19 protein-coding genes are annotated in these 25,177 nt (G+C 44.9%); 11 read left to right on the forward strand and 8 right to left on the reverse strand.

Annotation, left to right across the window (positions count from 1 at the left end):
* Positions 1-6: 6 nt before the first annotated feature.
* The 5 genes from PFJ30894_RS04880 to PFJ30894_RS04900 all read left to right on the forward strand — a co-directional run bounded on the left by PFJ30894_RS04880 (position 7) and on the right by PFJ30894_RS04900 (position 8,988).
* Positions 7-804: a peptidase C39 family protein gene (locus PFJ30894_RS04880; protein ID WP_125669186.1), complete on the forward strand. Its 798-nt coding sequence runs from the start codon at positions 7-9 to the stop codon at positions 802-804.
* A 688-nt stretch (positions 805-1,492) separates the two neighbouring features.
* The gene (locus tag PFJ30894_RS04885) at positions 1,493-4,783 is read left to right on the forward strand and encodes an autotransporter outer membrane beta-barrel domain-containing protein (protein WP_167457026.1); all 3,291 of its coding nucleotides are present in this window, start codon (positions 1,493-1,495) and stop codon (positions 4,781-4,783) included.
* A gap of 79 nt (positions 4,784-4,862) precedes the next feature.
* Entirely contained in the window at positions 4,863-6,560 is a 1,698-nt protein-coding gene (locus PFJ30894_RS04890) for a bifunctional diguanylate cyclase/phosphodiesterase (RefSeq protein ID WP_125669188.1), read from the forward strand.
* Between the two features lie 245 nt (positions 6,561-6,805).
* Entirely contained in the window at positions 6,806-7,369 is a 564-nt protein-coding gene (gene ahpC / locus PFJ30894_RS04895; RefSeq protein WP_125669189.1) for an alkyl hydroperoxide reductase subunit C, read from the forward strand.
* A 2-nt stretch (positions 7,370-7,371) separates the two neighbouring features.
* Positions 7,372-8,988 (forward strand): FAD-dependent oxidoreductase, encoded by a 1,617-nt coding sequence (locus PFJ30894_RS04900; RefSeq protein ID WP_125669190.1) that lies wholly within the window; start codon positions 7,372-7,374, stop codon positions 8,986-8,988.
* Between the two features lie 54 nt (positions 8,989-9,042).
* Here the strand turns inward: PFJ30894_RS04900 and PFJ30894_RS04905 are convergent, their stop codons facing one another.
* The 5 genes from PFJ30894_RS04905 to PFJ30894_RS04925 all read right to left on the reverse strand — a co-directional run bounded on the left by PFJ30894_RS04905 (position 9,043) and on the right by PFJ30894_RS04925 (position 13,975).
* Positions 9,043-10,101 (reverse strand): ABC transporter substrate-binding protein, encoded by a 1,059-nt coding sequence (locus PFJ30894_RS04905; protein ID WP_125669191.1) that lies wholly within the window; start codon positions 10,099-10,101, stop codon positions 9,043-9,045.
* Between the two features lie 101 nt (positions 10,102-10,202).
* Positions 10,203-11,273 (reverse strand): polyamine ABC transporter substrate-binding protein, encoded by a 1,071-nt coding sequence (locus PFJ30894_RS04910; RefSeq protein WP_125669192.1) that lies wholly within the window; start codon positions 11,271-11,273, stop codon positions 10,203-10,205.
* A gap of 62 nt (positions 11,274-11,335) precedes the next feature.
* Complete coding sequence (locus PFJ30894_RS04915; RefSeq protein ID WP_113077280.1) at positions 11,336-12,133, reverse strand: ABC transporter permease; 798 nt, start codon at positions 12,131-12,133, stop codon at positions 11,336-11,338.
* Positions 12,114-12,971 (reverse strand): ABC transporter permease, encoded by an 858-nt coding sequence (locus PFJ30894_RS04920; RefSeq protein ID WP_044491593.1) that lies wholly within the window; start codon positions 12,969-12,971, stop codon positions 12,114-12,116. The genes PFJ30894_RS04915 and PFJ30894_RS04920 overlap by 20 nt, the downstream gene beginning before the upstream one ends.
* Positions 12,971-13,975 (reverse strand): ABC transporter ATP-binding protein, encoded by a 1,005-nt coding sequence (locus PFJ30894_RS04925; RefSeq protein ID WP_021717344.1) that lies wholly within the window; start codon positions 13,973-13,975, stop codon positions 12,971-12,973. Before PFJ30894_RS04925 ends, PFJ30894_RS04920 begins: the two co-directional genes overlap by 1 nt.
* A gap of 212 nt (positions 13,976-14,187) precedes the next feature.
* Here PFJ30894_RS04925 and PFJ30894_RS04930 point away from each other — a divergent pair, with 212 nt between their 5' ends.
* From PFJ30894_RS04930 to PFJ30894_RS04945, 4 genes are all read left to right on the forward strand, one after another.
* Positions 14,188-15,420 carry an exo-beta-N-acetylmuramidase NamZ family protein gene (locus PFJ30894_RS04930; protein ID WP_167457027.1) on the forward strand — a complete coding sequence of 411 codons (1,233 nt, stop codon included), beginning with the start codon at positions 14,188-14,190 and terminating at the stop codon, positions 15,418-15,420.
* An 18-nt stretch (positions 15,421-15,438) separates the two neighbouring features.
* Positions 15,439-16,641 carry an HD domain-containing protein gene (locus PFJ30894_RS04935; RefSeq protein ID WP_125669194.1) on the forward strand — a complete coding sequence of 401 codons (1,203 nt, stop codon included), beginning with the start codon at positions 15,439-15,441 and terminating at the stop codon, positions 16,639-16,641.
* A 234-nt stretch (positions 16,642-16,875) separates the two neighbouring features.
* Positions 16,876-18,111, forward strand: a complete 1,236-nt coding sequence (locus tag PFJ30894_RS04940) for a Glu/Leu/Phe/Val family dehydrogenase (protein ID WP_125669195.1) — start codon at positions 16,876-16,878, stop codon at positions 18,109-18,111.
* A gap of 216 nt (positions 18,112-18,327) precedes the next feature.
* Positions 18,328-19,506: an aminotransferase-like domain-containing protein gene (locus PFJ30894_RS04945; protein WP_021717348.1), complete on the forward strand. Its 1,179-nt coding sequence runs from the start codon at positions 18,328-18,330 to the stop codon at positions 19,504-19,506.
* Positions 19,507-19,552: 46 nt separating this feature from the next.
* Here the strand turns inward: PFJ30894_RS04945 and PFJ30894_RS04950 are convergent, their stop codons facing one another.
* The 3 genes from PFJ30894_RS04950 to PFJ30894_RS04960 all read right to left on the reverse strand — a co-directional run bounded on the left by PFJ30894_RS04950 (position 19,553) and on the right by PFJ30894_RS04960 (position 22,214).
* Positions 19,553-20,350 (reverse strand): ABC transporter permease, encoded by a 798-nt coding sequence (locus tag PFJ30894_RS04950; protein WP_113077276.1) that lies wholly within the window; start codon positions 20,348-20,350, stop codon positions 19,553-19,555.
* On the reverse strand, positions 20,343-21,131 hold the full coding sequence (locus PFJ30894_RS04955; protein WP_125669196.1) for an ABC transporter ATP-binding protein: 789 nt from the start codon (positions 21,129-21,131) through the stop codon (positions 20,343-20,345). The genes PFJ30894_RS04950 and PFJ30894_RS04955 overlap by 8 nt, the downstream gene beginning before the upstream one ends.
* A gap of 63 nt (positions 21,132-21,194) precedes the next feature.
* Positions 21,195-22,214 (reverse strand): ABC transporter substrate-binding protein, encoded by a 1,020-nt coding sequence (locus PFJ30894_RS04960; RefSeq protein ID WP_125669197.1) that lies wholly within the window; start codon positions 22,212-22,214, stop codon positions 21,195-21,197.
* 235 nt (positions 22,215-22,449) lie between these two features.
* On the opposite strand from PFJ30894_RS04960, the gene PFJ30894_RS04965 reads away from it, so the two are divergent.
* A complete protein-coding gene (locus PFJ30894_RS04965) occupies positions 22,450-23,793 on the forward strand; it encodes a hypothetical protein (protein ID WP_125669198.1) in 1,344 nt (447 codons plus the stop codon).
* Positions 23,794-23,996: 203 nt separating this feature from the next.
* Complete coding sequence (locus tag PFJ30894_RS04970; protein WP_021717353.1) at positions 23,997-25,163, forward strand: efflux RND transporter periplasmic adaptor subunit; 1,167 nt, start codon at positions 23,997-23,999, stop codon at positions 25,161-25,163.
* Positions 25,164-25,177 lie beyond the last annotated feature (14 nt).

Raw genomic sequence — 25,177 nt, forward strand, 5'->3', positions numbered from 1 at the left:
AAACTAATGCCGCAAAAGAAATTGTTTGCCGCACTGCTTGTTGCAGCATCAGCGTTGCTGATGCTGGGTATGAGTAATGAAAATCAGATACCATATCCGTCAAATTATGATACCAAAAGTGCTGGGGCGTCGTCCTACAATGGACTGGCCAATGTGCCGAAATCGCCTTATTTTCAGCAGCTCGATTTTTATAATATGCAGCCTACTGATTCGCTTGTGCTGCTGCCTAAGTTCCGTACCTATCAGCAAACTACCGAATATACCTGCGGCCCTGCCGCTGCATTGATGGTGGTCGAACATTTTCAGGGACGCAGCGAGGAAGATGAACTGGCGATCGGCAAGATCATGGGAACAAAGTCCTATACCGGGACTAATACTAAAGGTATGGTCAAATATTTTAAGAAAAAAGGCTGGCAGGTAACTTCGTCAGCTGATAAAGATAAAACACCGCAGAATACACAGGAATTTAAAGCATTTGTAGTCGAGCATCTTAAACGCAATGTACCTATTATGGTCGAAAATGTAGACTGGGGCGGGCATTGGCGTGTTATTATCGGCTATGACACGATGGGCACGGATGACATAACCAGCAGTGACGTACTGATTATGGCTGATCCTTATGATACGGCCGATCATTTACAGGACGGCTACGTTGTTGTGCCGGCTGAAAAATTCTTCTATATGTGGTTCGATTCGCATCTGTTTGCAGCCAGTGACCGTAAGCAGCAGTGGCTGGCAGCAGAGCCGCCGGTCGGATATGAACCTCTGATAGATATGAAAACACAGGACGGTACCGCACAATAAAACAATGAAAAGTGAAAAATTGAACCGCAGACTTGCTTATGCAAGTCTGCGGTTTTATTTTTTATCAAAAATACAGTGCTGATGATATTTGCATAGTGATGCTCCTTTCAAAAGTGGTTGGCATAGAGTGTTTTACCCCTGCACTATACATATGGCATTGAGAAGGGTGAAAGTTTACGTGGTCTGTAAAAAATTTTAAAAGTTTTCCGCAGGTGGTTTTTATAACTGCCATGAGTTTTTTAGCAGCAGTTGCCAGCATTTACATGATATTTGTGAAAAATATGTGAAATAATATTTTGACACGTAAACTTTGGTCTTGTTCATTGCCATATGTATTATGAGACAGTATTACTATTCAATGACGTTAGCAGAGTCTTTTAAAAGCATTTAGGTTTTTACTTCTCTCGCAGGTTGTTTTTAAGTAAAACCAAGAAGTGTTAACAAAAGAGTAACTCAATACTAACGTTGTAAGCAGAAGATACTGCCTGTAAATTTTTTAGGACAGAAGGAAGTTGTGCAAGTTTTCATTTATGCAAAAAATCTTGCGCTCAGATAATGATTATGGTAATATATCAAAAATATTGTAAATAGATATAAAATATTTGCAAAAGGAATGATAACTTGTACTGCATAAATTTCAATCAGCAAATACAAAATTTGTTGGGAAAATATGGAAGGAAAGAGAAAAATGAGAAAACAGAAGTTGGAACGGGCGGTTGTATTAAGTTTGATGCTGGCAGCGCTGCAGCAGAACAGTGTTTTGGCCGGCGATGCTATTTCCAAAGAAGAATATACCGGTGATAAAGATAAATATTATTCGTATCAAGACGCGGTATCAATAGATAAATTTGTTGAGAGTCAGTTTAGTTATAAAGCGGCTTCGGCTGTTTCCGCAGGTTCCACTGGTGGAAACGGTTTTAGGATCGAACTGTCCTTTGATAAAAATCTTACTGTTGACCTTGACGATCCGACAGCAGCAACAGATAAGGATGTTTATGCCGTTCGTGCCGGTAATTATGCCACCATAAACATTGGCGGCGAGCTGTTATCGATCACGAATAACGCGATACACAGTGATCCAAATGACTATACTGTTAATTACGGTATTTACGGTTCCCAAACTTCTAAGATCAATATTACAGCGCAGAATACAGAAATAAATTTGGGCGGCAACAGCCAAGGCAAGGATGAGACCTACAATGCAACAGGTATCTATAATGCGGGCATTGAAAATTACGGCGGAGATTTTTTGGCTAAAAATCTCAAAATAACCGGTATGATGCAGGGCAATTTTATCGGTATAAATAATTCAGGAAAATTTGCAGCTGATAATATCGATATTCAGGCTGTCAGCGAAAGCGGTAGTATGTACGGTATCAAGAATACCGGAACGGGCGGGTTGGATTTTAAAGATGTCAATATTGAGCTTGAACTGAAAAGTGGTTATGCGCTGACAGGCATCAAAAGTAAGAGTAATTTGACTGCGGACAATATCAATATAAAATTACAGAATGGAAACACAGGACTGTATGTGACAGATACTGCGTCTGCTCCTGATCTACTTGTCAAGGGTGCTTTGAATATTGATATTGTTACGAGTTCTGAGAGTGCCGTAGGTGCTTATGCCAAGGGCAAGCTTACTGTAGGCAAGGAATTGAACGTTTTCATTGACGGCAGCAAGTCTTTTAATGTCAACGGTATTGTTTCTGATATAGATGACGGGATGACTGATGCTAAAGATAACGTCAAAATGGTTTTGATAGGGCCGAGGGTATTTTATACAACGTATGTTGTCGGCTTTACAGGCAATACGCTTTTGGAGGGACGGAAGAATGACCTGCTGATCACTTTGGACCAAAAGGAAGGAGCAGCGGCGCAGGGACGGGCTGCTATTATGGGGGACAGGATAACCGGTTCTATGGGCAGCCTGGAAACAGGAAATGGTTCAGAAACAAATATTATGATCAATGCCAAGCCTGCGGGTGGTGTAAATCGTTCGAAACTGATCCAGGGGGTCTGGAATTATAGCACCGCTAGAGAGAGCAAACATGCGGCTGGTTCTGTTGTGAATATTGCTATTGACGCGACCGGAATGCAAACAGGTACGGCAAATAAGGATGCTGAATATGGAGTTTTAGGTGTTTTAAGTACGGCAAAAACTGTTTTCGAATCTGGTTCGCAGACTAATGTCAGCCTGCTTGGCAATGCGGTAGATGCCGCGGGACAGAATGGTACTGTAGGGCTCAGCGGCAAAATAACGGCAGCCGGAGATGTAAGTGTCGTTATAGCCAGTGAAGGCGGTATTGGGATCAGAACTGTTGCAACGGTAGCCGGAGAAGCTGCTGAGTATAGCGGTGATGTCATTGTACAGACAAACAAAGGTCTGGCCGTTGGCGTGACTGATTGTTATAGGGATGCGCCAGTACCGGTTACAGGAGGAACTACAGCCAGCGTTACTATTGATCCAGCGGCCGGGAAAACCATACAGCTGACGGGTGATGTGAAGCATTTAACTACGGATGCGGTTAATGGTTCGCTTATTGATATCAGCATGAAAAATGGGCAGTCATTCTTACGTGGAGCCAGCTTGGGGGTCAGCAATGATAAAAACAGGACTACTGATCTGAGTTTTGATAATTCTTCGCAGTGGTTTATGACTGCCGACAGTGAAGCAACCACCTTGGAAAATAAAAATAATGCTGTGGTCGATATGCGGGCTGGGGCAGATAAGTTGGAAGTACGGGATTATAAGGGCACCGGCGGCAGTTTTATTTTAGATACTGATCTAGCAAGCGAGGTCAATGGCGATAAAGTACATATCAAAAATGCTGATGCAGGCACTACTTACGTCAGCGTTAAAGATGTCAGCCTTGCCAATAACATACAGGTAACGGGTATAAAAAACCTGCTATTGATCACTGATGACAGTAAAAATGCTGTTTTCACAGGCAAAGAGTTGAATAACGGCGGTTTGTGGGATGTAACGCCAACAATAAAAAAAGGGACTGAGGCGTTTGATGCTGCGGGTAATGCTGTCGGCACTGAAGAGCAATGGTATCTGACTAAAATAGAAAAAACTGTCAATGACGATACGGAAGTACTGCTGGATGGTGCCGATAACAGCTATGCTTTGTGGCGTAGTAGCAATGATACACTGCGCAAACGGTTGGGCGACTTGCGTTACCGTACGAATGAGCAGGATGGTGACGATTTGTGGGCCCGTTACGTAGGCGGAAAATTTGGCAGCGGCAGTTTTGATGGCAACTATAACCTGTTCCAGCTGGGCTACGATAAAGCCGATAACGAAAAAAGCACTTACGGTTTTGCCATAGACCGCGGAACAGGCAAGGCTGGCTACAGCAGTGGCAGCAGTAAGGATAAGCTGCTGTCAGGCAGCCTGTACGGTACCTGGTATGGAGAAAAGGGCAATTATACTGACGTTGTGGCACGGATAGGTCAGTTTAGTACGGATATCAAATCCTATGGAGAATATGCGGATAAGGCAGATTATAAAGCTCATGCGTACAGCCTGAGCGTGGAATATGGCAAAACGATCAAGGTGAACCGGGAACGGGGCACGTTTATCGAACCGCAGGTGCAGTTTACAGCAGGACGTTTAGGCAGCGCACACTATACTACTGACCGCGGAACGGAAGTGTATGCCGGCGGAATGAACAGCTTCATCGGCCGGGTAGGCTTGGTAGCAGGTCAAAAGGCCAAAGACGGCAGGAGTGATTTTTATATCAAGGGTTCGCTGCTGCACGAGTTCGGCGGTGAACGGGATATCACGATGCAGGCTGCTAACGGAGAAACTCTGGCGACTTCCAAAGATTATGGTGATACCTGGTTTGAGCTGGGTCTTGGGACTAATATCAAACTCAGTAAAACCAGTCAGTTCTACGGCGATATCGAACGCAGCTTCGGGGCCGAGATCCAAAAGAAATGGCAGATCAATGCCGGGGTGAGATTCGAATTTTAAAACTTTAAAATTGTCGGATGTGGCGGATATCACGCGCTATATTTATAGATGCCGCCTGCATCAGCAGGCGGCATTTGTTTTGCAGGAGAAAAGAGGGAACAGGGGTGTCGAAATGAGCGGGCAGAGAATAAAAAAAATTGATACCAGTGAAAAAGATTTTGAGGTTTATACTCAGGTCAAAGACGCTGTCTGCATGATAGATATTGAAAAAAATGAGCTTATCTATATGAATGAGGAAGCCAAAAATATTTCCAGGAAATTTTTGGCTGATGGGAATTATGTTGGCAAAAAGTGTTATGAAGTTTTGCATGGACAAAAAACAGTATGTTCTTTTTGCCAGAATAAGCTGCTTTCCCAGGAGGGTTTCTTATTAGAAGAGGTTTATCAGCCGTTTTTGAAGCGATATTTGCAATTAAAAAGTATTTTGGTTTGTACGAATAATAAAAAAGTGCGTTTTCAGGTTTTATCTGTTATTAATTCAGAAACCATAAAACTGGAAGAAAAACGTATTTATGAAAAACTGGAAGAAATGCGTCGGACGGATATGCTGACAGGAGTTTTTAACCGCTCATACTATGAAGAAGTTGCTGAAAGTATTGCAAATGACCTGCCGGAGACTTTAGGTGTAACTGTTATTAACATCAACGAGATGAAAAGGATCAACGATCAGTATGGTTCTGTTTTTGGCGACGCTATCTTAAAAGAGGTCGGTAAAAGTCTGCTTGAAGTATTTGAGGGCCATTGCTTTCGTATTGACGGCGACGAGTTTGTCGTTTTGAGCATAAACCAGACTAAAGCTGAATTTGAACAAGCTCTGAAAACTTTTAAGGAAAAGATAAAAGCTATTAAAAATGTCAGCACCGCTGTAGGCAGCAGCTGGAAAAGTACTGGTCTGGACATGCAAAAACAGTTTATGACTGCAAATAAAAAAATGAAAGAAGTCAAAGATACATATCATACACATTTGCACAGCATAGACAGAAAATATTTTAAAGCAGCTAAAAAACTGCTGCAGGAAATTCACAAGCGGATGTTTACCGTTTATTTGCAGCCCAAAATAAATTTAAGTGATGAAAAATTAAATGGAGCGGAAGCTTTGGTACGAAAGCTGAACGGTAAAGGCAACCTTGTTCCGCCAATTGATTTTATACCGGAATTGGAACAGAATGGACTGATCTGCTTTGTCGATTTTTTCGTTCTGGAAACTGTTTGCGAATATATACATAACTGGCAGAAACATGGCAAAAAATTTATCAAGGTATCTGTTAATATGTCGCGTACGACTTTACGAAAAAAGAATGTCGTGCAGAAGGCGGTGGCTATTTGCAGCAAGTATCAGATCGAGCCGCAGATGATCGAGATCGAAATTACAGAAAGTATCGGCGGCCTGGAGAAAAAATTAATTACCAGGCTGATGGATGATTTTCATGCTGCTGGTTTCAGTATTGCTTTGGACGATTTTGGCAGCGGGTTTTCCAATATTGCCGCTTTGGCAGAAAATGATTTTGACGTGGTAAAATTTGATAAAAGTTTGATCGATACCATTTTTGAAAATGATAAGTCGCGTACGGTCATTCAGCAGGCGATCAATCTTTGCAACGCGGTAAATAAAAATATTGAAACTGTGGGTGAAGGGGTTGAAACAGAGCAGCAGCTGCAGATTTTAAAGGAGTATGGCTGTGATATTGGTCAGGGCTATCTGTTTTCACGGCCAATACCGGAAGAAAAGTTTTTGAAATATTTTTTGACAGGAGAAAATGGAGAAAAATGTGATTAACAGGTTGGCGATTGAAGTATAAAACAGCGTTATTCAATAAAAATCCCGATGTGGAGCGTGCTTCACATCGGGATTTTTATTAACAGTGCAGTGATTTGTAGAGCTGCAAAATCAATTACAATAATGAATATTAATTTCAAATAAATTTCCCTTGCGTTTTTAAATGACATATGTTATATTAAAGGTGCGTTAGCGAACGCTAACTAAAGCGACTGAATTTATGTTTATATAAGGAGGCAGTTATTATGTCATTGATCAACAAGGAAGTTAACGATTTTAAGGTTCAGGCCTATGTAGGCAACGATTTTAAAGAGGTTACCAAAAAAGATATTTTAGGGAAATGGTCGGTGTTCTTTTTCTATCCGGCTGATTTTACTTTTGTGTGCCCGACTGAGTTAGAGGATCTGGCGAATAAATACGAAGAATTCAAAAAAATCGGCTGCGAGATTTATTCCGTATCCTGCGATACTCATTTTGTTCATAAGGCATGGCATGATGCATCGGATACGATCAAAAAAATACAGTATCCGATGTTGGCTGACCCGACCGGGGCTTTGGCAAGAGATTTCGATGTGATGATCGAAGCTGACGGCCTGGCCGAAAGAGGCAGCTTTATCGTTAATCCGGAAGGTAAGATCGTAGCTTATGAAGTTATTGCCGGCAATGTCGGACGTAATGCTGACGAGCTGCTGCGCCGTGTGCAGGCTTCGCAGTTTGTTGCCGAACATGGCGATCAGGTGTGCCCTGCCAAATGGCAGCCTGGCGCAAGCACTTTGAAACCCAGTCTTGATCTGGTAGGGATCATCTGATCATGGAACGGATGTATGATGTCATCATCATCGGCGGCGGGCCTGCGGGCCTTGCCGCTGCCGTTTATATGGCCCGGGCCAAGTATAAGACGCTGGTTATCGAAAAAGAGAAGATCGGCGGTCTGATCACGATTACTTCCGAGGTGGTAAATTATCCGGGCGTTTTAAAAACTACGGGTAAAGAGCTTACTGAGCAGATGCGTCTGCAGGCAGAAAGCTTCGGGGCGGAGTTTTTACTGGCAGAGGCTTTGGAAAGTAAGCTGGACTGCGATATCAAAGAGGTGCATACCGATAAGGGAACCTTTAAGTCGCTGGGTGTGATCATGGCTATGGGAGCCGTGCCACGGCAGGTGGGTTTTACAGGCGAGTCAGAATACCGCGGGCGCGGCGTAGCATATTGTGCTACCTGTGATGGCGAATTTTTTACTGGTCTGGATGTATTTGTTGTGGGCGGTGGTTTTGCTGCTGCCGAAGAAGCGATTTTTCTGACCCGTTATGCGCGGCATGTGACAGTGCTGGTGCGCGGTGATGATTTTACCTGTGCCGGGTCGATCGCCGATGAAGCGAAACGGCACGAGCAGATAACAGTACTGTATAATACTGCCATGCTGGAAGTCGGCGGAGGAGACGTACTGCGTTATGCTGTTTATGAAAACTGCAAGACCGGTGAACGTACACGTTATGAGACCAGTGACGCGACTTTCGGCGTATTTGTTTTTGCCGGGTATGTTCCTGTAGGCGGCCCGCTGTTGAACGGTTTGGAAACTGACTGTGAAGGTTATCTGGTCACCGATATGGATCAAAAGACTAATCTGGACGGCGTTTATGGCGCCGGTGACTTATGCATCAAAAATCTGCGGCAGGTGGTCACAGCGGTGTCTGACGGCGCTAAAGCGGCTACTTCGCTTGAGAAATATGCTGCACAGCTGCACGATAAGTTGAAGCTGCCGCGTTTTGCAGTAACTAAAAAGCAAATCACGGAGCCGGCAGTTAAGCAGACGGAAGCAGCTGCTGCCGATGACGGCGCGTTTATTTCGGAAGCTATTAAAACGCAGCTGACGCCTGTTTTTGCAAAATTTACAGATGATTTATTACTGCGGGCCGCATTGGATAACAGCCGGGCGGCGGCAGAAATACGCGGCTTTTTAAACGAGCTGACGCCCTTAAGCGCTCATCTGCGCTGGGAAGAAGCCGGGGAGGCTGCAAACGGGCTGCCGTATATCGAGGTCTGCCGTGCGGACGGAACGTCTTTAGGATTCCGTTTTCACGGTGTGCCGGGAGGTCATGAGTTTAATTCATTTATCGTGACACTGTATAATGCGGCCGGGCCGGGTCAGGCTATCAGTGAGGAGCAGTTGGCTGCGGTCAAAGCGCTGAGCGGAAGGAAAAAGCTGCAGGTGGTCATTTCATTGTCCTGTACGATGTGCCCCGAGCTGGTAATGGCAGCCGGCAGGCTGGCAGTTGAAAATGACGGGATCGAGATAGATGTATTTGATATCAATTTGTTCCCGGAGCTGCGCGAGCAATATAAAATTATGAGTGTGCCTTGTCTGATTTATAATGATAAGATCAGCTTTGGTAAAAAGAATATCGATGAACTGCTGCAGCTGATTGGCTGAGATGCAGGTTAATAAAAACAGGTTCACCGCTTTAGCGGTGAACCTGTTTTGTTATTATTGACCAGCTTTCAGCTCAGTCCAGTAACGGTCGTACATAGTGATACTGTCGCCGATATCGGTCAGCCATTCGCCTTTGGGGATGCTTTCTTTGCCAATTTTCAGCATGGGGTCATCAAGATAGGCTTGGGAATGATATTTGAGTGCTTCGTCATTAGGATTGGCGCAGTTCATAAATTCCCAGTTTTTAGCGCTGACCTTGGGGTCGTACATATAGTTCATAAATTTCTCGGCCAGTTCTTTATTTTTACAGCCCTTGGGTATGGCGAAGTTATCTGACCAGATCAGTGAGCCCTGATCTGGGACAACAAAACCGACATTATTATTTTCTCTGTAGGTAAAGGCGGCGTCGCCTGACCACATAATGCCGATCCAGCCTTCTTCAGCAATAAACTTTTGTTTCAGGTTTTCGGTATCGTAGGCAATAACACTGCTGTTGAGCTGCTTCAAGTCTTTGAAGGCTGCTTCTGCCTGAGCCGGGTCAGTGCTGTTATTAGACCAGCCATGTTTTTTCAGGGCTACACTGAAAACTTCGCGGCAGTCATTCAAAAGCAGTACATGTCCTTTATATTCCGGGTTCCACAGATCGTCCCATTTGGCAGGAGTTTCTTTGACATATTTTTTGTTATAGATGATACCGGTGATGCCGGTGGTATAAGGCAGGGTATATTCGCCGGTCTGGTCAAAGGGCAGCTTGCGCAGGTCAGCACTGATGTATTTTGCATTGGGGATCTTGGCAAGATCCAGTTTTTCCAGCATATCCAGCTTGCGCATGGTAGTTACCATATAGTCGGAAGGCATGATGATATCAAACTGGGCTCCGCCTGCCTGCATTTTAGCCAGCAGTTCTTCATTGTTAGAAAAAACGTCATAGGTGATTTTGCAGTTGTTTTGCTTTTCAAAATCAGATATAACATCGGGATCAAAATAATCTGCCCACCCGTAAAGGTTCAGGACCTGGGGCGCTCCGGCATCTTTAGCTGAGTTGTCCGATCCGCAGCCGCCCAGCAGAACGGCAAAGCAGAGAGCGGTCAGTAAATATGTAAGTTTTTTCATAAAGCTAAACACTTCCCCTTTAATGTGTTATAAAAAAGGCTGCCTCATGGGAGACAGCCTGATCTTAAAGCAGAGTTAAATAAACAGAGGTCGCTACGTGTTTATTTAGCGGTTTTGAGTTCAGTCCAATAACGGTCATACATAGGCAGGGCTTCGCCGATATCGATGAGCCATTCGCCTTTGTCGATGTTATCCATACCGACCTTGAGCATGGGATCGTTGCGGAATTCTTCACTGTGGAATTCCATTGCTTTTTCGTTAGGGTCGTTATAGCCGATATATTCGTAGTTTTTAGCGCTGATCTTGGGTTCGTAAATGAAGTTGATGAATTTTTCAGCTAAAGCTTTGTTTTTAGCGCCTTTGGGAATAGCAAAGGTGTCTGCCCAGATGGTAGCGCCTTCCTTGGGGATCACAAAGCCGATGTTTTTATTGTCTTTGTAGGTGTAGGAAGCATCACCTGACCACATAGTACCGATCCAGGCTTCTTCTGCGATAAATTTCTGCTTGATAGTATCGGTGTCGAAAGCCAGTACGTTTGGAGCCAGCGTTTTCAGGTCATTAAAAGCTTTTTCTACCTGAGCCTGGTCAGTGGAATTGTTGGAATAGCCGTTTTTCTTCAGTGCCATACCGATAACTTCGCGGTTGTCGTTAAGCAGAATCACGCGGCCTTTATAATCCGGGTTCCACAGGTCTTCCCATGAGGTGGGAGTTTCTTTGATAAAATTTTTGTTGTAGACGATGCCGGTAATGCCCCAGGTGTAAACAAGGGAATGCTTGCCGGTGGGATCGTAAACAGGAGCCTTCAAGCTGCTGACGATATTTTTGGCATTGGGTATTTTATCAAGATCCAGCTCTTCCAGAAGGTTCAGTTTCAGCATAGTTGCTACCATGTAATCGGAGGGCTGGATGAGGTCGTATTGCGCGCCGCCGGCCTGGATCTTGGCCAGCAGTTCTTCATTATTGGCAAAAACGTCGTAATTTACTTTACAGTTGTTTTGCTTTTCAAATTCGGCAATGACCTCCGGATCGAAATTGTCGGCCCAGCTGAACAGGTTCAGCACTTGCTTGTCGCCGCCGGCGGGAGCTGCTGCGTCCTTTTTGGGAGCGTCACCGCCGCAGCCCATGAGAGCCAACGTTAAAATAGCGATGAGGAAAACAAAAAGTTTTTTCATTGTCGGATCACCCTTTCATCATTTTATTTGTTGTTTATATTGTATCACAGTTAGTTGTGATATCAATCGGAGTTTTTATCAGATGTGTGCTGCGGCTGCAGGATCTGAGCGATCACGACCAGCGTGATCGTTGCGAACATCAGCAGTGTGGACAGGGCGTTGATCTCGGGTGAGATGCCGCGTTTGACCATAGCGTAGATGTAAAGCGGCAGCGTAGTAGAATTGGGACCTGCCACAAAGAAGCTGATAATAAAGTCGTCGATAGATAGCGTAAAGGCGATCAGAGCGCCGGCCACGATACCTGGCAGTGCCAGCGGTAATGTGACGTAGCGGAAGGTCTTCCACGGAGTCGCATACAGGTCCATTGCTGCCTGTTCCAGTTCATGCCGCATACCTTCCAGTCTGGCGTTGACAGTGATGACAACGAAGGAAACACAGAAGGTGATGTGTGCAAGGATAAGGGTAGTTTTACCAAGCGGTACCTGTGCCTGAGCAAATAGTACCAGCAGGGAAAGACCCATAACGATTTCCGGGATCAGGATCGGCAGGTATAAGAGGCCGTTGATGACCGGTTTGTACTTGTATTGGTAACGATTGAGCGCGATAGCGGCTATCGTGCCCAGCGTAGTCGAGGCTATTGTAGAGATCACAGCAATAAAAAGGCTGTTGGTGAGTGCCTCTAAAACGCGGCGGTTTTGGAAAAGAGCTTCATACCAGTTGAAGGTGAAGCCTGTCCAGACGGCGTTGATCCTTGATTCGTTGAAAGAATACATGGCCAGGATCAGCAGCGGCAGATAAAGGAAAGCCAGAATAGCCAAAGAATAGGCTACCATCAGATGGCTACGCCACGTCTTTTGCATCGCCGTCACCTCCTTCCTGTGCCTGCAGAGCTTTGTAGTACAGGATGATTAGCACCAGACTCAGTACGGCCAGCACTATGGAGAGCGCCGAGCCAAAGGGCCAGTCACGGGCTGACAGGAACTGGTTTTGGATGAGATTGCCGATGAGCGCCGATTTAGCTCCGCCCATAACGTCGGGAACAACGAACATCCCCAGCGAAGAAATGAAGACCAGAATTGTACCGGCAGCAATACCGGGCATGGTCAGGGGCAGAGTAACTTTACGAAAGGCTGTCAGCGGTTTGGCACCCAGATCGGATGCTGCTTCTAAAAGCCGGGTATCCAGCTGTTCGATAGATACATAGATCGGCAGCACCATAAAGGGCAGCAGTGCATAGACCATACCAAGCATAACGGCCATATCATTGTAAAGCATCTGCAGCGGCTGGTCGATAAGGCCCAGATTCAACAGCAGCGTATTGACTACGCCCTGTGAACGCAGGATAATGACCCAGGCATAGGAACGGATCAGAAAATTGATCCAGAAAGGGATCATAACCAGTATCAGACCGGGCTGCTGCCATTTTTTAGGCAGCTGGGCTATGGTATAGGCCAGCGGGTACCCCATCAGGATCGTGGCAAGCGTAGTTACGATAGCTACGACCAGGGTATCTGCAAAAATTTTAAGGTATAAGGGTTCCAAAAACCGCAGGTAGTTATCAATGGTAAAAGAAAAGATGACCTGTCCATACGGTGTGCGTCCGGCAAAGGACACTGCAACGACGATCAGCAGCGGTATGACGAAAAAGATGCTGAGCCAGAGCAGGGCCGGCGCTACCAGCAGTTTACCGTTTTTCATCATCGCTGTACTTTCACCTCGTCTCTTTCGTACCACCAGATGCCGACGCGTTCGTCGGGCGTCCAGCGTTTGACGTCGTCAAAGTACTGATATGCGACTACGGTCTGGTTCGAGTTGTCAAGACGGACAAAGACTTTGTCGATAGTGCCGTAGAAGACAACATCGACGACGGTGCCGTAAAAAGCAGGCTCGGGGTGCGCTGCGGCTTTATCTTCGCTTTCAGCTTCTTCGCAGAGGTTCAGCTTTTCCGGCCGCAGGGCCAAAGTTTCAGTTTCAGTATCGAAGAAATTACTTTCGCCGATGAATTTGGCAACAAATTTTGTGGAAGGATAATGATAAATATTATCAGGATTGTCGTCCTGTTCGATAACGCCTTTATTCATTACGACGATGCGGTCAGACATGGTCAATGCCTCTTCCTGATCGTGCGTTACATAGATGAATGTCAGACCCAGACCGCGCTGAAGGTTTTTCAGTTCCAGCTGCAGATTTTTGCGCAGCTGGTAATCCAGCGCGCCCAAAGGCTCGTCCAGTAAGAGGACCTTGGGATTGTTGACCAAAGCGCGGGCAATTGCGACACGCTGCTGCTGTCCGCCGGACATTTGCTGGGGACGGCGGTTGCGGAACTCTTCGAGCTGGGTAAGATAAAGGACCTGAGCAACACGTTCCTTTTGTTCATCGGCAGGAACTTTTTTCATCATCAGGCCGAATTTTATGTTTTCCTCAACAGTCATGTGAGGGAATAACGCGTAATGTTGAAATACCATATTCACATCACGTTTATAGGGCGGCAAGGCAGTGACGTTTTCGTCGTCCAGATAGATACTGCCCTCGGTAGGAGTTTCCAGGCCGGCGATCATGCGCAGCAAAGTGGTTTTGCCGCAGCCGGAAGGACCGAGCAACGTAATAAATTCTCCATCGTAAATTGTCAGATCGAGAGAGGGGATAATGACGTTATTACCAAATTTTTTTGTGATTCCCTGTAAACGGACCATTTCTTTCATTTTTTGCTTGTCACAACCTTTCGTAATGCAGATTTTATCCTTATGCAGATAACAACTTATTATATACAGATTTGACCCAAAAATTCAATAATTTTTTGTAAAATTTAGAGGTATTTTGCTAAAAAACAGAGAATATTGATACTCATACGCAATAATGACAGTTTTTGATGATTTTTTGCGGAAAAATTCCAAAATTTGGAGGCTTTTTATTAATGAAACGATTGATACTGGCATTGATTTTGTTGGTAGTTGTTTTAATAACCGGCTGCGCTGATGCCGGCAGGCGTGATCAGGATAAAAAATCGGTGCATAGCCCGGCGGTAACGTTAGGGATCGAACGCATCGGCGAGTATGAGCAGCTGTTTGCAGGGAAGCGTGTGGGTCTGATTACAAATCAGACCGGTGTTGACAGTAAGCTGCGCAGCAGTGAGGATATTTTACTGGCGCATACTGATCTGACAGGGATTTTTGTGCCGGAGCATGGTTTGTTCGGCGCCGTGGCTGCCGGAGACGATGTGGACGGCGCTGAATACAAAGGTGTGAAGGTATACAGTCTGTATGGAGCGGCAAGACGGCCAACGCCGGCAATGCTGGATTCGATCGATGTGATGACTGTTGATATTCAGGATGTGGGTGCCCGGCATTATACTTATGTTTCAACTATGGCCTATGCTATGGAAGAATGTGCTAAAGCCGGTAAAAAGTTTGTTGTTTTCGACCGTCCCAACCCGATTGGGGGATTGATGGAGGGGCCGCTGCTGCGTCAAGAACAGGCAAGCTTTATCGGCCTTTATCCGGTGCCTCTGCGTCATGGACTGACTATCGGGGAATATGCCATATATATCAACGATACGCAGAAGCTTGGCCTTGATTTGACGGTGATTCCGATGAAGGGCTGGCAGCGGAAAATGTACTGGCAGGATACGGGGCTGCCGTGGGTAGGCACTTCGCCGCAGATACCTACAGCTGCTACGGCTTTATATTACGTGACTACGGGTATTTTGGGGGATACTAACCTTTCGGTTGGTATCGGAACAACAAAACCATTTTATTATGTAGGTGCTCCCTTTGCTGAAAAAGATGCGGTTGCGGATAAATTGAACAGTTTGCAGCTGCCAGGCGTGTATTTCAGACCGGCGGCTTTTATTCCAGCTTACGGAGCGTTTGCAAAAGAGCTGTGCCAGGGTGTGGAAATTTATATTACTGATGTGGAGATATATCGTGCCGCGCTTACCGGGGCGAATATCCTGCGCTGCATTGAAGAATTGTATCCTGACAAGGTTGTTTACCCGGCCCGCTATGGCGGTAAAGGCTATAAAATAGATATTGCCCTGGGCGAAATGGCTTTGCGCGTGGGGGTGCCATTAGAGCGCCTGCTGCCGCGTTGGGACAGGGAAGCACAGGAGTTTGCTGAGCAGGTGCGGCCGTATCTGCTTTATAAATAATGAAAGGATTGGAAGTAAATGCTGAATAAGGTTTTTGTAGAATTTTTATATGAAGCGGCGCACATTCAGCGCTGGAACGATCACATCCGTCCTAACGGCTTCACGGAGCTGGATAAGCAAGCGCATAAAATGATGATTTTGTATGTGCTTGCAAAGTATGAGGAGCAGGATCATCAGGCAAAACTGAACTGGCGAGTACTGATCGAAGGCGGTATTTTTGAATTTCTGCATCGGATCGTGCTGACTGATATCAAGCCGCCGGTGTTCCATGAATTGATGCGTGTGCATGGTAAAAAACTCAATAGTTGGGTTTATGAGGAACTGCGACAGCGGATACCTGATCTGGATCCTGTTTTTATGGCTAAAATGCAGAGACATTTTGATGAACCACAGGAAAATTATCTGGAAAAGAAACTTCTGCGTGCTGCACATTATCTGGCCACTCAGTGGGAATTTGGTATTATTTATCATTTCAATCAGGGCATTTACGGTGTTGAGGAAACGAAAGCGGCTATAGAAAGTGAGATCGAGGATCACTATGATCTTGCAGGAGTGCAGAAATTGTCGCTGAAAGGTAAAACCAGCAAGTTTGTTGATCTGGTAGGTCAGCTGCGTTTTCAGAAACGCTGGGCGCAGTCTCCGCGTGTGCCGGAAACTTCAGTAATGGGCCATGTGCTGATCGTAGCTGCTCTGGCATATTTCTGTGCTGTAAAAATGCAGGCTTCAGATGAGCGTATCGTCAATGATTTTCTGTGTGGATTATTCCACGACCTGCCTGAGGTGCTGACCCGCGACATTATTTCGCCGATCAAACGCTCAATCCAGGGGCTGGACGATCTGATCAAGGATATTGAAAAACGTCAGGTTGCAGAAAAATTGCTGCCGCTGCTACCGCATAGCTGGCATGAGGATATCCTGTACTTTACTGAAGATGAATTCAGTAACCGGGCTGTTGTTGACGGTGAGAAGATTACCTGCAGGCCGGAAGAGATTGGGCTAAAATATAATGAGAACGGTAAGGGATATAGGGCCGTTGATGGTACTGTGTTAAAATGCTGCGACCATCTGGCAGCTTTTGTGGAAGCCTATCTTTCAATAGAATATGGTATCAGTTCGAAGCATTTGCGCAATGGCATGGAAGATTTACGGGAACAATACAAAAATAAGGTCGTTTGCGGTTTGGATTTTGGGAAGCTTTACGAGGAATTTCCTCGTTTGTGATGTGGAAAATATTAAAAATGCATAAATTTGCAGAAAGTGTATAAATTGCTAAAATTTTCAAAAAATTTTCTTTGTGCGTATAAAAATAGCTAGACTGCCGCTTGTGCTTAGAGTTATAATAAAGCTGAGGGGATACATTATACAAAATTCAACTATGTATTTTGGAATGTAGGGATAACTAGAAATGTAATAAAATTATGCTTAAATTAAAAAATATTTAAAGGAGGCATCATTATGAATCTGTTTGAAATGGCAAAAATTCCTCTGAACAAAGCAATTGAGGTCATGAAACTTGACCCGAGTGCTGCGGACATTATCGCAACTCCTGAACGTACTCTGGAGGTTTCCATTCCTGTTCGTATGGACGATGGAACTACAAAAGTATTTACCGGTTATCGCAGTCAGCACAGCACCATTATGGGGCCGGCTAAAGGCGGCGTTCGTTATCATCCCGGAGTCAACATGGACGAAGTAAAGACTCTGGCTTTCTGGATGACCTGCAAATGCGCAGTTGCAGGTTTACCTTACGGCGGCGGCAAAGGCGGCATAGTTGTTGATCCTTCTAAACTTTCTGAAAGAGAACTGGAAGGCTTGACTCGCGGCTTTATTGACAGGATCGCTCCGATCATCGGCGAGAAAATGGATATCCCGGCACCTGATATGAATACCAATGCTAAAATCATGGGCTGGATGATGGATGAATTCAGCAAGATTAAAGGCCAGTTTGAACCGGGTTTCGTTACCGGCAAACCGATCTGTCTGGGTGGTTCTTTAGGCAGAAACGCAGCTACCGGACGCGGCGTTATGGTAGCTGCCGGCGAGGCTATCAAAGCTTTGGGTATTAAGCCGAAGCAGGCTACCTGCGCTGTGCAGGGATTTGGTAATGTTGGCAGCTGGACTGCTAAACTGATCCATGATATGGGTGTAAAGATCGTTGCTTTAAGTGATATCAACGGTGCCATCCATAATCCCAAAGGTATGAATCCTTATGATGTTGAAAAACATCTGCAGAAAACAGGCAGCGTTGTGGGTTATAAAGGTTCAAAACCCATCAGCAATGAAGAACTGCTGGCTATGGATGTTACGATCCTTGCTCCGTGTGCAATGGAACTGCAGCTGACTAAAGCCAACGCAGCCAAGGTACAGGCCAAGGTAATCGTTGAAGGTGCTAACGGACCGACAACTCCTGATGCAGATAAGATTCTTGACAAAAAAGGTATTCTCGTTGTACCTGATATCCTCGCTAATGGCGGCGGTGTAACTGTAAGTTATTTCGAATGGGTACAAAACCTGTATCGTTATTTCTGGACTGAAGAAGAAGTTATCGAAAAACAGGAAAGTCTGATGATAGATGCTTTCAAGAAAGTTTACGATACTGCCAAGGAGCATAAAGTTAATATGCGTACAGCGGCTTATATTGTAGCATTGGGTCATTTGGCAGAATCTATGAAATATCGTGGTATGTACTAAGAATAATAAAAGGGCGGCTAAAAGCCGCTCTTTTTTATTCTCTGATGCAAAAGGTGCGCTTTAAAAAGACAAATGTAAACAAATAATCGAGAAAGTTGTTGCGTTTTGATTTTATACGTTGACTTGCTCCAGTAAGAGTGATAGAATTTTTAATTATAAACGTACAAAGTAGCTACTATTATTGTACAAACTAATAATGTTGGAGGGGAAGAACTTATGAAATTTGCTAAACGTATGGAACGTATGCAATCGTCTGAAATCCGTGAACTGTTAAAATTGACGGCACAGCCGGATATTATTTCGTTTGCCGGCGGTTTACCGGCACCGGAACTGTTTCCGGTGAAAGAAATAGCTAAAGTATCACATGACCTGGTGGAAAAAGAAGGTCAGCAGCTGCTGCAGTATGCCACGACCGAAGGGCGTCCGACTCTGAGGGCTAAAATTGCTGCCAGAATGAAAGATAAATATCATACTGAGGTTGATCCGGATGAGATTTTGATCACTACCGGTTCACAGCAGTGTCTCGATTTTGCAGGTAAATTGTTCCTTGATCCCGGTGATGTTGTTTTATGTGAAAGTCCTTCTTATTTGGGTGCACTTAATGCCTTTAATGCCTATGAGCCTACTTTTGTAGAAGTGCCAACTGATAATGTTGGTCTGATTCCGGAAGAATTGGACAAAATCTTAAGCACTACCGACCGTTGTAAATTTATTTATGTTATCCCCGATTTCCAAAATCCGACCGGTCGTACCTGGAGTTTGGAACGCCGCAAAAAGTTTATGGAAGTGATCAACAAACATAATCTGCCTGTGCTGGAAGACAACCCTTATGGCGAGCTGCGTTATGAAGGGGAGATATTACCGTCCTTAAAATCTATGGATACCAAAGGTCTGGTTATGTTCCTCGGCACTTTTTCCAAGATTTTCTGTCCGGGACTGCGTTTAGGCTGGGTCGCTGCCTCTAAGGACGTTGTCAGTGAATATGTAAAAATCAAACAAAGCGCCGATCTGCATACCTCTAATTTTGACCAGGGGATAGCTGACGCTTATATGGAAAATTATGATTTGGATAAGCATGTTGAAGAGATCAAAGCCCTTTATAAAAAACGCCGCGATCTGATTTTAAAAACTATGGCGGAAGAATTTCCGGCAGGTACGGAATGGACACATCCTGAAGGCGGGTTGTTCCTGTGGCTGACTTTCCCGCAGGGCTGCAGTGCTGATAAGGTTTTCCACAAATGTATCGAGATGAAGGTTGCCGGCGTTACCGGTGATGCCTTCTACCCTAATGGTAAAACTGACCGTAATATGCGTATCAATTTTTCCAATATGCCGGAAGAGAAAATCATCGAAGGTGTAAAACGGATGGCGAAAGCTATCAGAGAATGTATGTAATTGGATAAATAAACCCCGCTGCGATTAATCGCAGCGGGGTTTATGTTTATTTGCTTTGGGTCTTCCAGGGTACTATTTTATGTTCCAGCCATTGCAGACCTAAATTGAAAATGAGTCCCAGGAGTGAAAGAACGATAACGCCGGCCATTAAACGGTCGGTGATCATCAGATCTCCATAATGCAGGATCAAAGCGCCGATACCTTCTTGTGCCGCGATCATTTCGGCAGCTACAAGTAGCAGCAGTGAAGTGCCCGCTGCCAGACGCAGCCCGGCAAAGATTACCGGCAATGCGCTCGGCAGAACTACGCTTTTCATCGTCAGCCACCAGCTGGCATTAAAGCTGACAGCTACCTTGATCAGCAATGTGTCGACGTTTTTGACACCTGAATAGGTATTCATCGCAACGGGAAAGAAAACGCCCAAAGCAATGATAGTGACTTTAGATAATTCACCGATTCCAAGCCAGAGAATAAAAAGCGGCAGTAAAGCGATTTTTGGGATCGGATAAAGGGCATTGACGATCGGTGTTCCTATTCGGTCCATCAGCGCAGAGGTGCCGGTGACGAGCCCTACCAGCAAACCGATGATGCTGCCTAAAGCAAAGCCCAGCAGAATGCGGTAAAGACTGGCTGTCAGACTGCGGCTGATTTCGCCGCTTGTAATAAGCTTGCCGAGTGCAGTAAGGATTGCGCTTGGTGCCGGTAGAAACAATGAGGAAATCAGACCTGTACTGCAGATTATTTCCCATACTGCCAGTAAGAAGGCTATCGCAGCGAAAGATATCCAGGCCGGATAAGTTTTCTGCCAGTGAGTCATACGGTTGTGGATTTTATATTCAGCCATTAGCTTCCACCTCCATCAGAGCCGCACGGGCATCACTGCTTATATGTTCCCAGATGATGCGGATAAATTCGGCTATCTGAGCGGTATTTTCAGTTTTTTCCCTGTCAGCTCGCGGAATTGCAATGGTCAGGATTTTTCTGACTTTACCGGGGCGTCTTGATAAAAGCACGACTCTGTCAGCCAGCATTACCGCTTCCTGAATATTGTGAGTAACATATAAGGTGCTGAGTCTGGTCTTTTCCCAGAGAGTAACAAGCTCTTCCTGCATGATCGTGCGAGTCTGTGCGTCCAAAGCAGAAAATGGTTCATCCATTAAAAGGAGGTCAGGATTTATGACAAGCGCCCTGGCGATACCGACTCTTTGCCGCATACCGCCGGATAACTGGTGCGGAAAGGCTTTTTCAAAACCGCCGAGTCCAACTAAATTGATATAGTGCTGGATCCGTTCTTTCTGTGCTGTCTTTGGTACGCCTGTGGCTTCAAGTCCAAAGGCAATATTTTCATAAACGCTGCGCCAGGGAAACAGGCCTGTTTCCTGGAAGACGATGCCCATAGCAGGAGTATGGCCTTCCGTCAGATCTGTGAAATAAATACTCCCATCGCTTGGTGACAGCAACCCTGCTGTAAGATTGAGCAGAGTCGATTTACCGCAGCCGGAAGGCCCTACCAAAGCTACAAATTCCTCGCTGTGTACAGTCAGGCTGACGTTTTCAAGTACAGACAGCTGTTTGCCTTGAGGATCGATGAAATTTTTGCTGACATTGTCGATAACTAATTTCATTTAAACTACTGCCTCCGGTGTTGTTTGATAAAGTATAAAAATAAGGAAAACTTTGTTGAGAAATTATTTTTGCATAGCCTTGCTGAGCAGGCTGGTATTGGTGACGGCTTGTGGATCAAGCTTGCCCTCGATCATGCCATGAGAAGTATACCAGTCTATCTGAGTCTGGATATCGCTGTCCAGCAGTTTGCCGTCACGATCGATATAAGGCAGGCCGAGCTTGATGTCAGCTTCAGGAGCTTTAACATATTTGGCGATAATGCCTACGACTTCGTCCAGCTTTTTGGGGTCTTTATTGTCAATAGCTGCATCATAGTAGTAATTGCAGGCTTTTTTGTATGCTCTTAAGAAACGTACTGCTGCATCTTCATTTTTCAGGAATTTGGGAGAAAAGAAAAGGGCAGAGGTTTGATAGGGGATAACGTCACCGACTTGGGTGACAAGTTTACCATAGCCTGCAGTCTGCACTTTGGTGATATTGGGTTCGTTGAGTATGGCTCCGTCGATTTGTTTGCTTTCAAGAGCGGCCATAACAGCACTCAATTTGCCAAGAGGTACGATCTCCACATCTTCAAGAGTCAATCCTTTGGTTTCCAGCATCCGCCCAAGCATATAATGGAAGGTAGAACCTTTTTGAGTAATGCCGATGCGTTTGCCTTTGATATCTTCGAGCTTGGTAATTCCATTGTTGTAGTTATCGGAGGTGACTAAAAGTGCTGAGGAAGAAAAGCCTTTTTGTTCACGGCCTTTATCGGCAACGATAGCAAGTTGTTGACCGCTGGCAGCCATATTGAAGAGACTGGCAGTGATACCGGTAGCGCCGACGTCTACTTTAGAGGAAGCTGTAGCCACAGCAATAGGATGAGCTGCGTCAAACCACTGTTGATCTATTTCAAGGTTTTCTTCGGCAAAGTAGCCTTTATCTAAAGCGATAAAAAGCGGTGCAGAACTGGTAAGGCGAAGCATACCCAGAGATACTGCTGTTTTTGCTTTGGGGTCAGCGGATTTTTTGTCCTCACCGCCGCAGCCTGCCATCAAGAACATAAAACAAACTGATGTAAACAAAATCAAGATTTTTTTCATTTATTTCCCTTCCTTATATTGTACGCTAAGTACAAAAATGTAGTGCAGACAAAATAATGTCTTTCATAATTTTACAATATCTCCAAGTTTTTTGCAGTATTTTTTGCAGAAAAAAAGAAGAATTTTTAAATAAATATTTAAATATCTATAGACAAAAATAGAAAAAACTTTCAGTAAGGTAAAGGAATTGGTATAATGTATAAAGATGAAAGTATTTTTTAGAACGGAGGCCCGCATGGGAAATATCATAAATTTGAAAAAAATGATTTCGGCAGCCATGTTTGCAGCTGGACTGCTGGTCAGTATGAACAGTGCTTCGGCACAGCAGGCTGAGCAGGAACCGCTGACGCTGTTGCAGCTGGATGTTGACGGTAACAGCAGTCTGGAAACTGTGGAACTGTATGGCGGTCAGATGACTCGCGGCAGCAGTTACAGGAATGATTTTTTATTGCTTTTAAAAGGCAGTGACTCTGAATTGCTGACGGCATATGTACCAAGTATTAATGGCGGTTACGACTGCAGTTTAGAAAAAGCAAGGTTTACTGGCAGAGGCGAACAGCTGATTTTGTCTGTTGGACAGGGAGGCGACGATGGCAGTATAGAATATCGTATCATTGACTTTGCTGATCCTAAGTCGGTGAAGGAGATTTTTACTGGCAGCGATAATGCAGGTGTAGCGGCAACTGCGGAATTTATGCCGGATTTTCGCAGTAAAATTGCTTTTGCAGACGGCAGCACTAATTATGAACTGCTTCCCAAAGAGAAAGAGTTTTATGAACAGCGTGGGCTTTATGACGTTGACGGTACCTTATTAAAGGGGTATCGACGCCCGTATGTCGGGAAAATACATTCGCTGGTTGCTGTAGATATGGAGCAGGACGGGATTTTGGAACTGTTGTCGCTGCAGAACATCAGTGGGTTAAACAGGGAAGACCTGCTTGGCAAGCTGGCCGGGGTGTGGTCATATGATGACAGCAGTGGATGGAAATTAAAAAGTAAAACTTTTTACAGCGGCGGCAAAAATAAAGACGACAAATTCCATCGCAGCTATAATGAAAAAAACTGGCGGATTTTACCGAGGCAGGCGGTGCATGACAGCAGCAGCGTAACTTATCCTGTTTTTACTGCGATTGCGGCGCCTGAGGTGCAAAATAAGCTCAATGGAGATTTTGCGATTATTGCTGGTCCTTATTTGCAGAATCTGTCAACTGGAGGCTGCGAACTTGATTATACATTGACCTTCGTCAGTGAAAAGTTTATCAGTATGGTGTTTTTTGGTGTACTGGATGAAGGTGAAAAAGAAATTTTTGCTAAGATACCATTAAATATTGATGTACAAACTGGAGCACAATTGGCACTTGGTGATGTTTTGAATTTACGTGATGCCGATTTACTTCCTGTTTTAAGGTTGCTGACAAAGAAAGATAAGGTGGATTTCAGTAAAGGTATTCCTGAAAGCTGGTATTATAACGGGACTAATTTTGTGTTTTGTCAGCGAAGTGAAACCGGCGAGTGGTTGGAAGCAACGGTGGCTGCAAGCGATCTGAAAAAGTTTTTACTGAAACCGGAATTATTTTAAAGAGAACTGACTGGTCAGTCAGCAAATAGTGAAAAACAGAGAAAAAATACGAAAAATTAAGAAAAAAGGCTTTAATCGGTTAAAATAGCGGTTGCGTTTATAATTACGATAAACTATAATAAGAGTATTCTTGAAAATAGCGGAGCCGTGCGCCTTTTTACAGGGCGCAGCCGTTTTTTTGAATACGTGAGGAGGATATATTTATGCTGAGTTTTTTTGATAAAGGCCGAAGGAAAAAGGCCTTGGCTGTTGCGGTAGCGGCATTTACCGTGATGGCTTTGGCTGGCTGCAGCAAAGAGCAGCAGGCACCACAGGCAACGTTGGTTAAAACGATGGAAGTTATCAAACGCGATACGCCGATCGTTTATGACTATACAGGTTTTGTGCAGGCGCAGAAAGAAGTCAATTTGATGGCGCAGGTCAGTGGACAGATCACAGGAAAGTATTTCCTGGGCGGTGAAAAAATAACTGCGGGACAGACCTTGTTTACTATTGATCAGCGTACATATCAGGCAAAAGTTCTGAATGCACAGGCCGGACTTGCCAGTGCCCAGGCAACTTTGATTCGTACCAGCCGTGATCTGGAGCGTTATAAAAAGCTATATGAGCAGAACGCTGTTTCCAAGCAGGAGCTTGATAACAGGGTCGCTGAGGCCGAACAGGCGCAGGCTGCTGTTGATGCACAGCAGGCTTTGCTGGAAAATGCCAATATTGATCTGGGAGAAACTAATGTCGTTGCGCCTTTTGACGGACGTATAGATACCAATGATCTTTCTGTAGGCAACTATGTTACTGCCGGTCAGACTGTTCTTGCTACTATTTCTAATACAGATCCGGTATTTGTAGAATTCAGTCTGGCAGAAAACGAATATTTAAAACTTCTGAGCGCTCATAATGATGCAGGTGGAGCGTCGTTGGAAAATCTGACGATCGTTTTGAGCGATGGCAGTACTTATTCTGAAAAAGGCCGTGTCGATCAGGTCAACCGCAGCATTACGCAGGGGACAGGCACTTTGTCGCTGAAAGCTGAATTCCCAAATCCTGCTAAGATCCTGCTGCCTGGCATGTTTGCTCATCTGCAGGCCAACAGCGGTACTGTACATGACGCTAAGCTGATTCCGCAGCGTGCTGTAACCGAGCTTATGTATAAGAAATTTGTTTATGTACTTGGCGATGATAATAAAGTATCCATGCGCGAAGTTACATTAGGGCCACGTATCGGTCGTTTGTGGCTGGTTGAAAGTGGTCTGGAAGGCAACGAAACGGTTGTTGTCGAAGGCATCAACAAAATTAAACAGGGTTCTGAGGTAAAACCTGAACCGATGACCGAGGCAGAATTGGATACTGCTGTATCTTTGAAAGAATCCTAAGGAGGTAACTAGTT

This window comes from Phascolarctobacterium faecium (assembly GCF_003945365.1).
GTDB lineage: Bacteria > Bacillota > Negativicutes > Acidaminococcales > Acidaminococcaceae > Phascolarctobacterium > Phascolarctobacterium faecium.

Coding starts and splice junctions, on each gene's coding strand:
- PFJ30894_RS04910 (WP_125669192.1), bottom strand. CDS start 11,273: ATGAAAAAACTTTTTGTTTTCCTCATCGCTATTTTAACGTTGGCTCTC.
- PFJ30894_RS04945 (WP_021717348.1), top strand. CDS start 18,328: ATGAAATTTGCTAAACGTATGGAACGTATGCAATCGTCTGAAATCCGT.
- PFJ30894_RS04955 (WP_125669196.1), bottom strand. CDS start 21,131: ATGAAATTAGTTATCGACAATGTCAGCAAAAATTTCATCGATCCTCAA.
- PFJ30894_RS04950 (WP_113077276.1), bottom strand. CDS start 20,350: ATGGCTGAATATAAAATCCACAACCGTATGACTCACTGGCAGAAAACT.
- PFJ30894_RS04960 (WP_125669197.1), bottom strand. CDS start 22,214: ATGAAAAAAATCTTGATTTTGTTTACATCAGTTTGTTTTATGTTCTTG.
- PFJ30894_RS04925 (WP_021717344.1), bottom strand. CDS start 13,975: ATGAAAGAAATGGTCCGTTTACAGGGAATCACAAAAAAATTTGGTAAT.
- PFJ30894_RS04915 (WP_113077280.1), bottom strand. CDS start 12,133: ATGCAAAAGACGTGGCGTAGCCATCTGATGGTAGCCTATTCTTTGGCT.
- PFJ30894_RS04880 (WP_125669186.1), top strand. CDS start 7: ATGCCGCAAAAGAAATTGTTTGCCGCACTGCTTGTTGCAGCATCAGCG.
- ahpC (WP_125669189.1), top strand. CDS start 6,806: ATGTCATTGATCAACAAGGAAGTTAACGATTTTAAGGTTCAGGCCTAT.
- PFJ30894_RS04900 (WP_125669190.1), top strand. CDS start 7,372: ATGGAACGGATGTATGATGTCATCATCATCGGCGGCGGGCCTGCGGGC.
- PFJ30894_RS04920 (WP_044491593.1), bottom strand. CDS start 12,971: ATGAAAAACGGTAAACTGCTGGTAGCGCCGGCCCTGCTCTGGCTCAGC.
- PFJ30894_RS04970 (WP_021717353.1), top strand. CDS start 23,997: ATGCTGAGTTTTTTTGATAAAGGCCGAAGGAAAAAGGCCTTGGCTGTT.
- PFJ30894_RS04935 (WP_125669194.1), top strand. CDS start 15,439: ATGCTGAATAAGGTTTTTGTAGAATTTTTATATGAAGCGGCGCACATT.
- PFJ30894_RS04940 (WP_125669195.1), top strand. CDS start 16,876: ATGAATCTGTTTGAAATGGCAAAAATTCCTCTGAACAAAGCAATTGAG.
- PFJ30894_RS04905 (WP_125669191.1), bottom strand. CDS start 10,101: ATGAAAAAACTTACATATTTACTGACCGCTCTCTGCTTTGCCGTTCTG.
- PFJ30894_RS04965 (WP_125669198.1), top strand. CDS start 22,450: ATGGGAAATATCATAAATTTGAAAAAAATGATTTCGGCAGCCATGTTT.
- PFJ30894_RS04885 (WP_167457026.1), top strand. CDS start 1,493: ATGAGAAAACAGAAGTTGGAACGGGCGGTTGTATTAAGTTTGATGCTG.
- PFJ30894_RS04930 (WP_167457027.1), top strand. CDS start 14,188: ATGAAACGATTGATACTGGCATTGATTTTGTTGGTAGTTGTTTTAATA.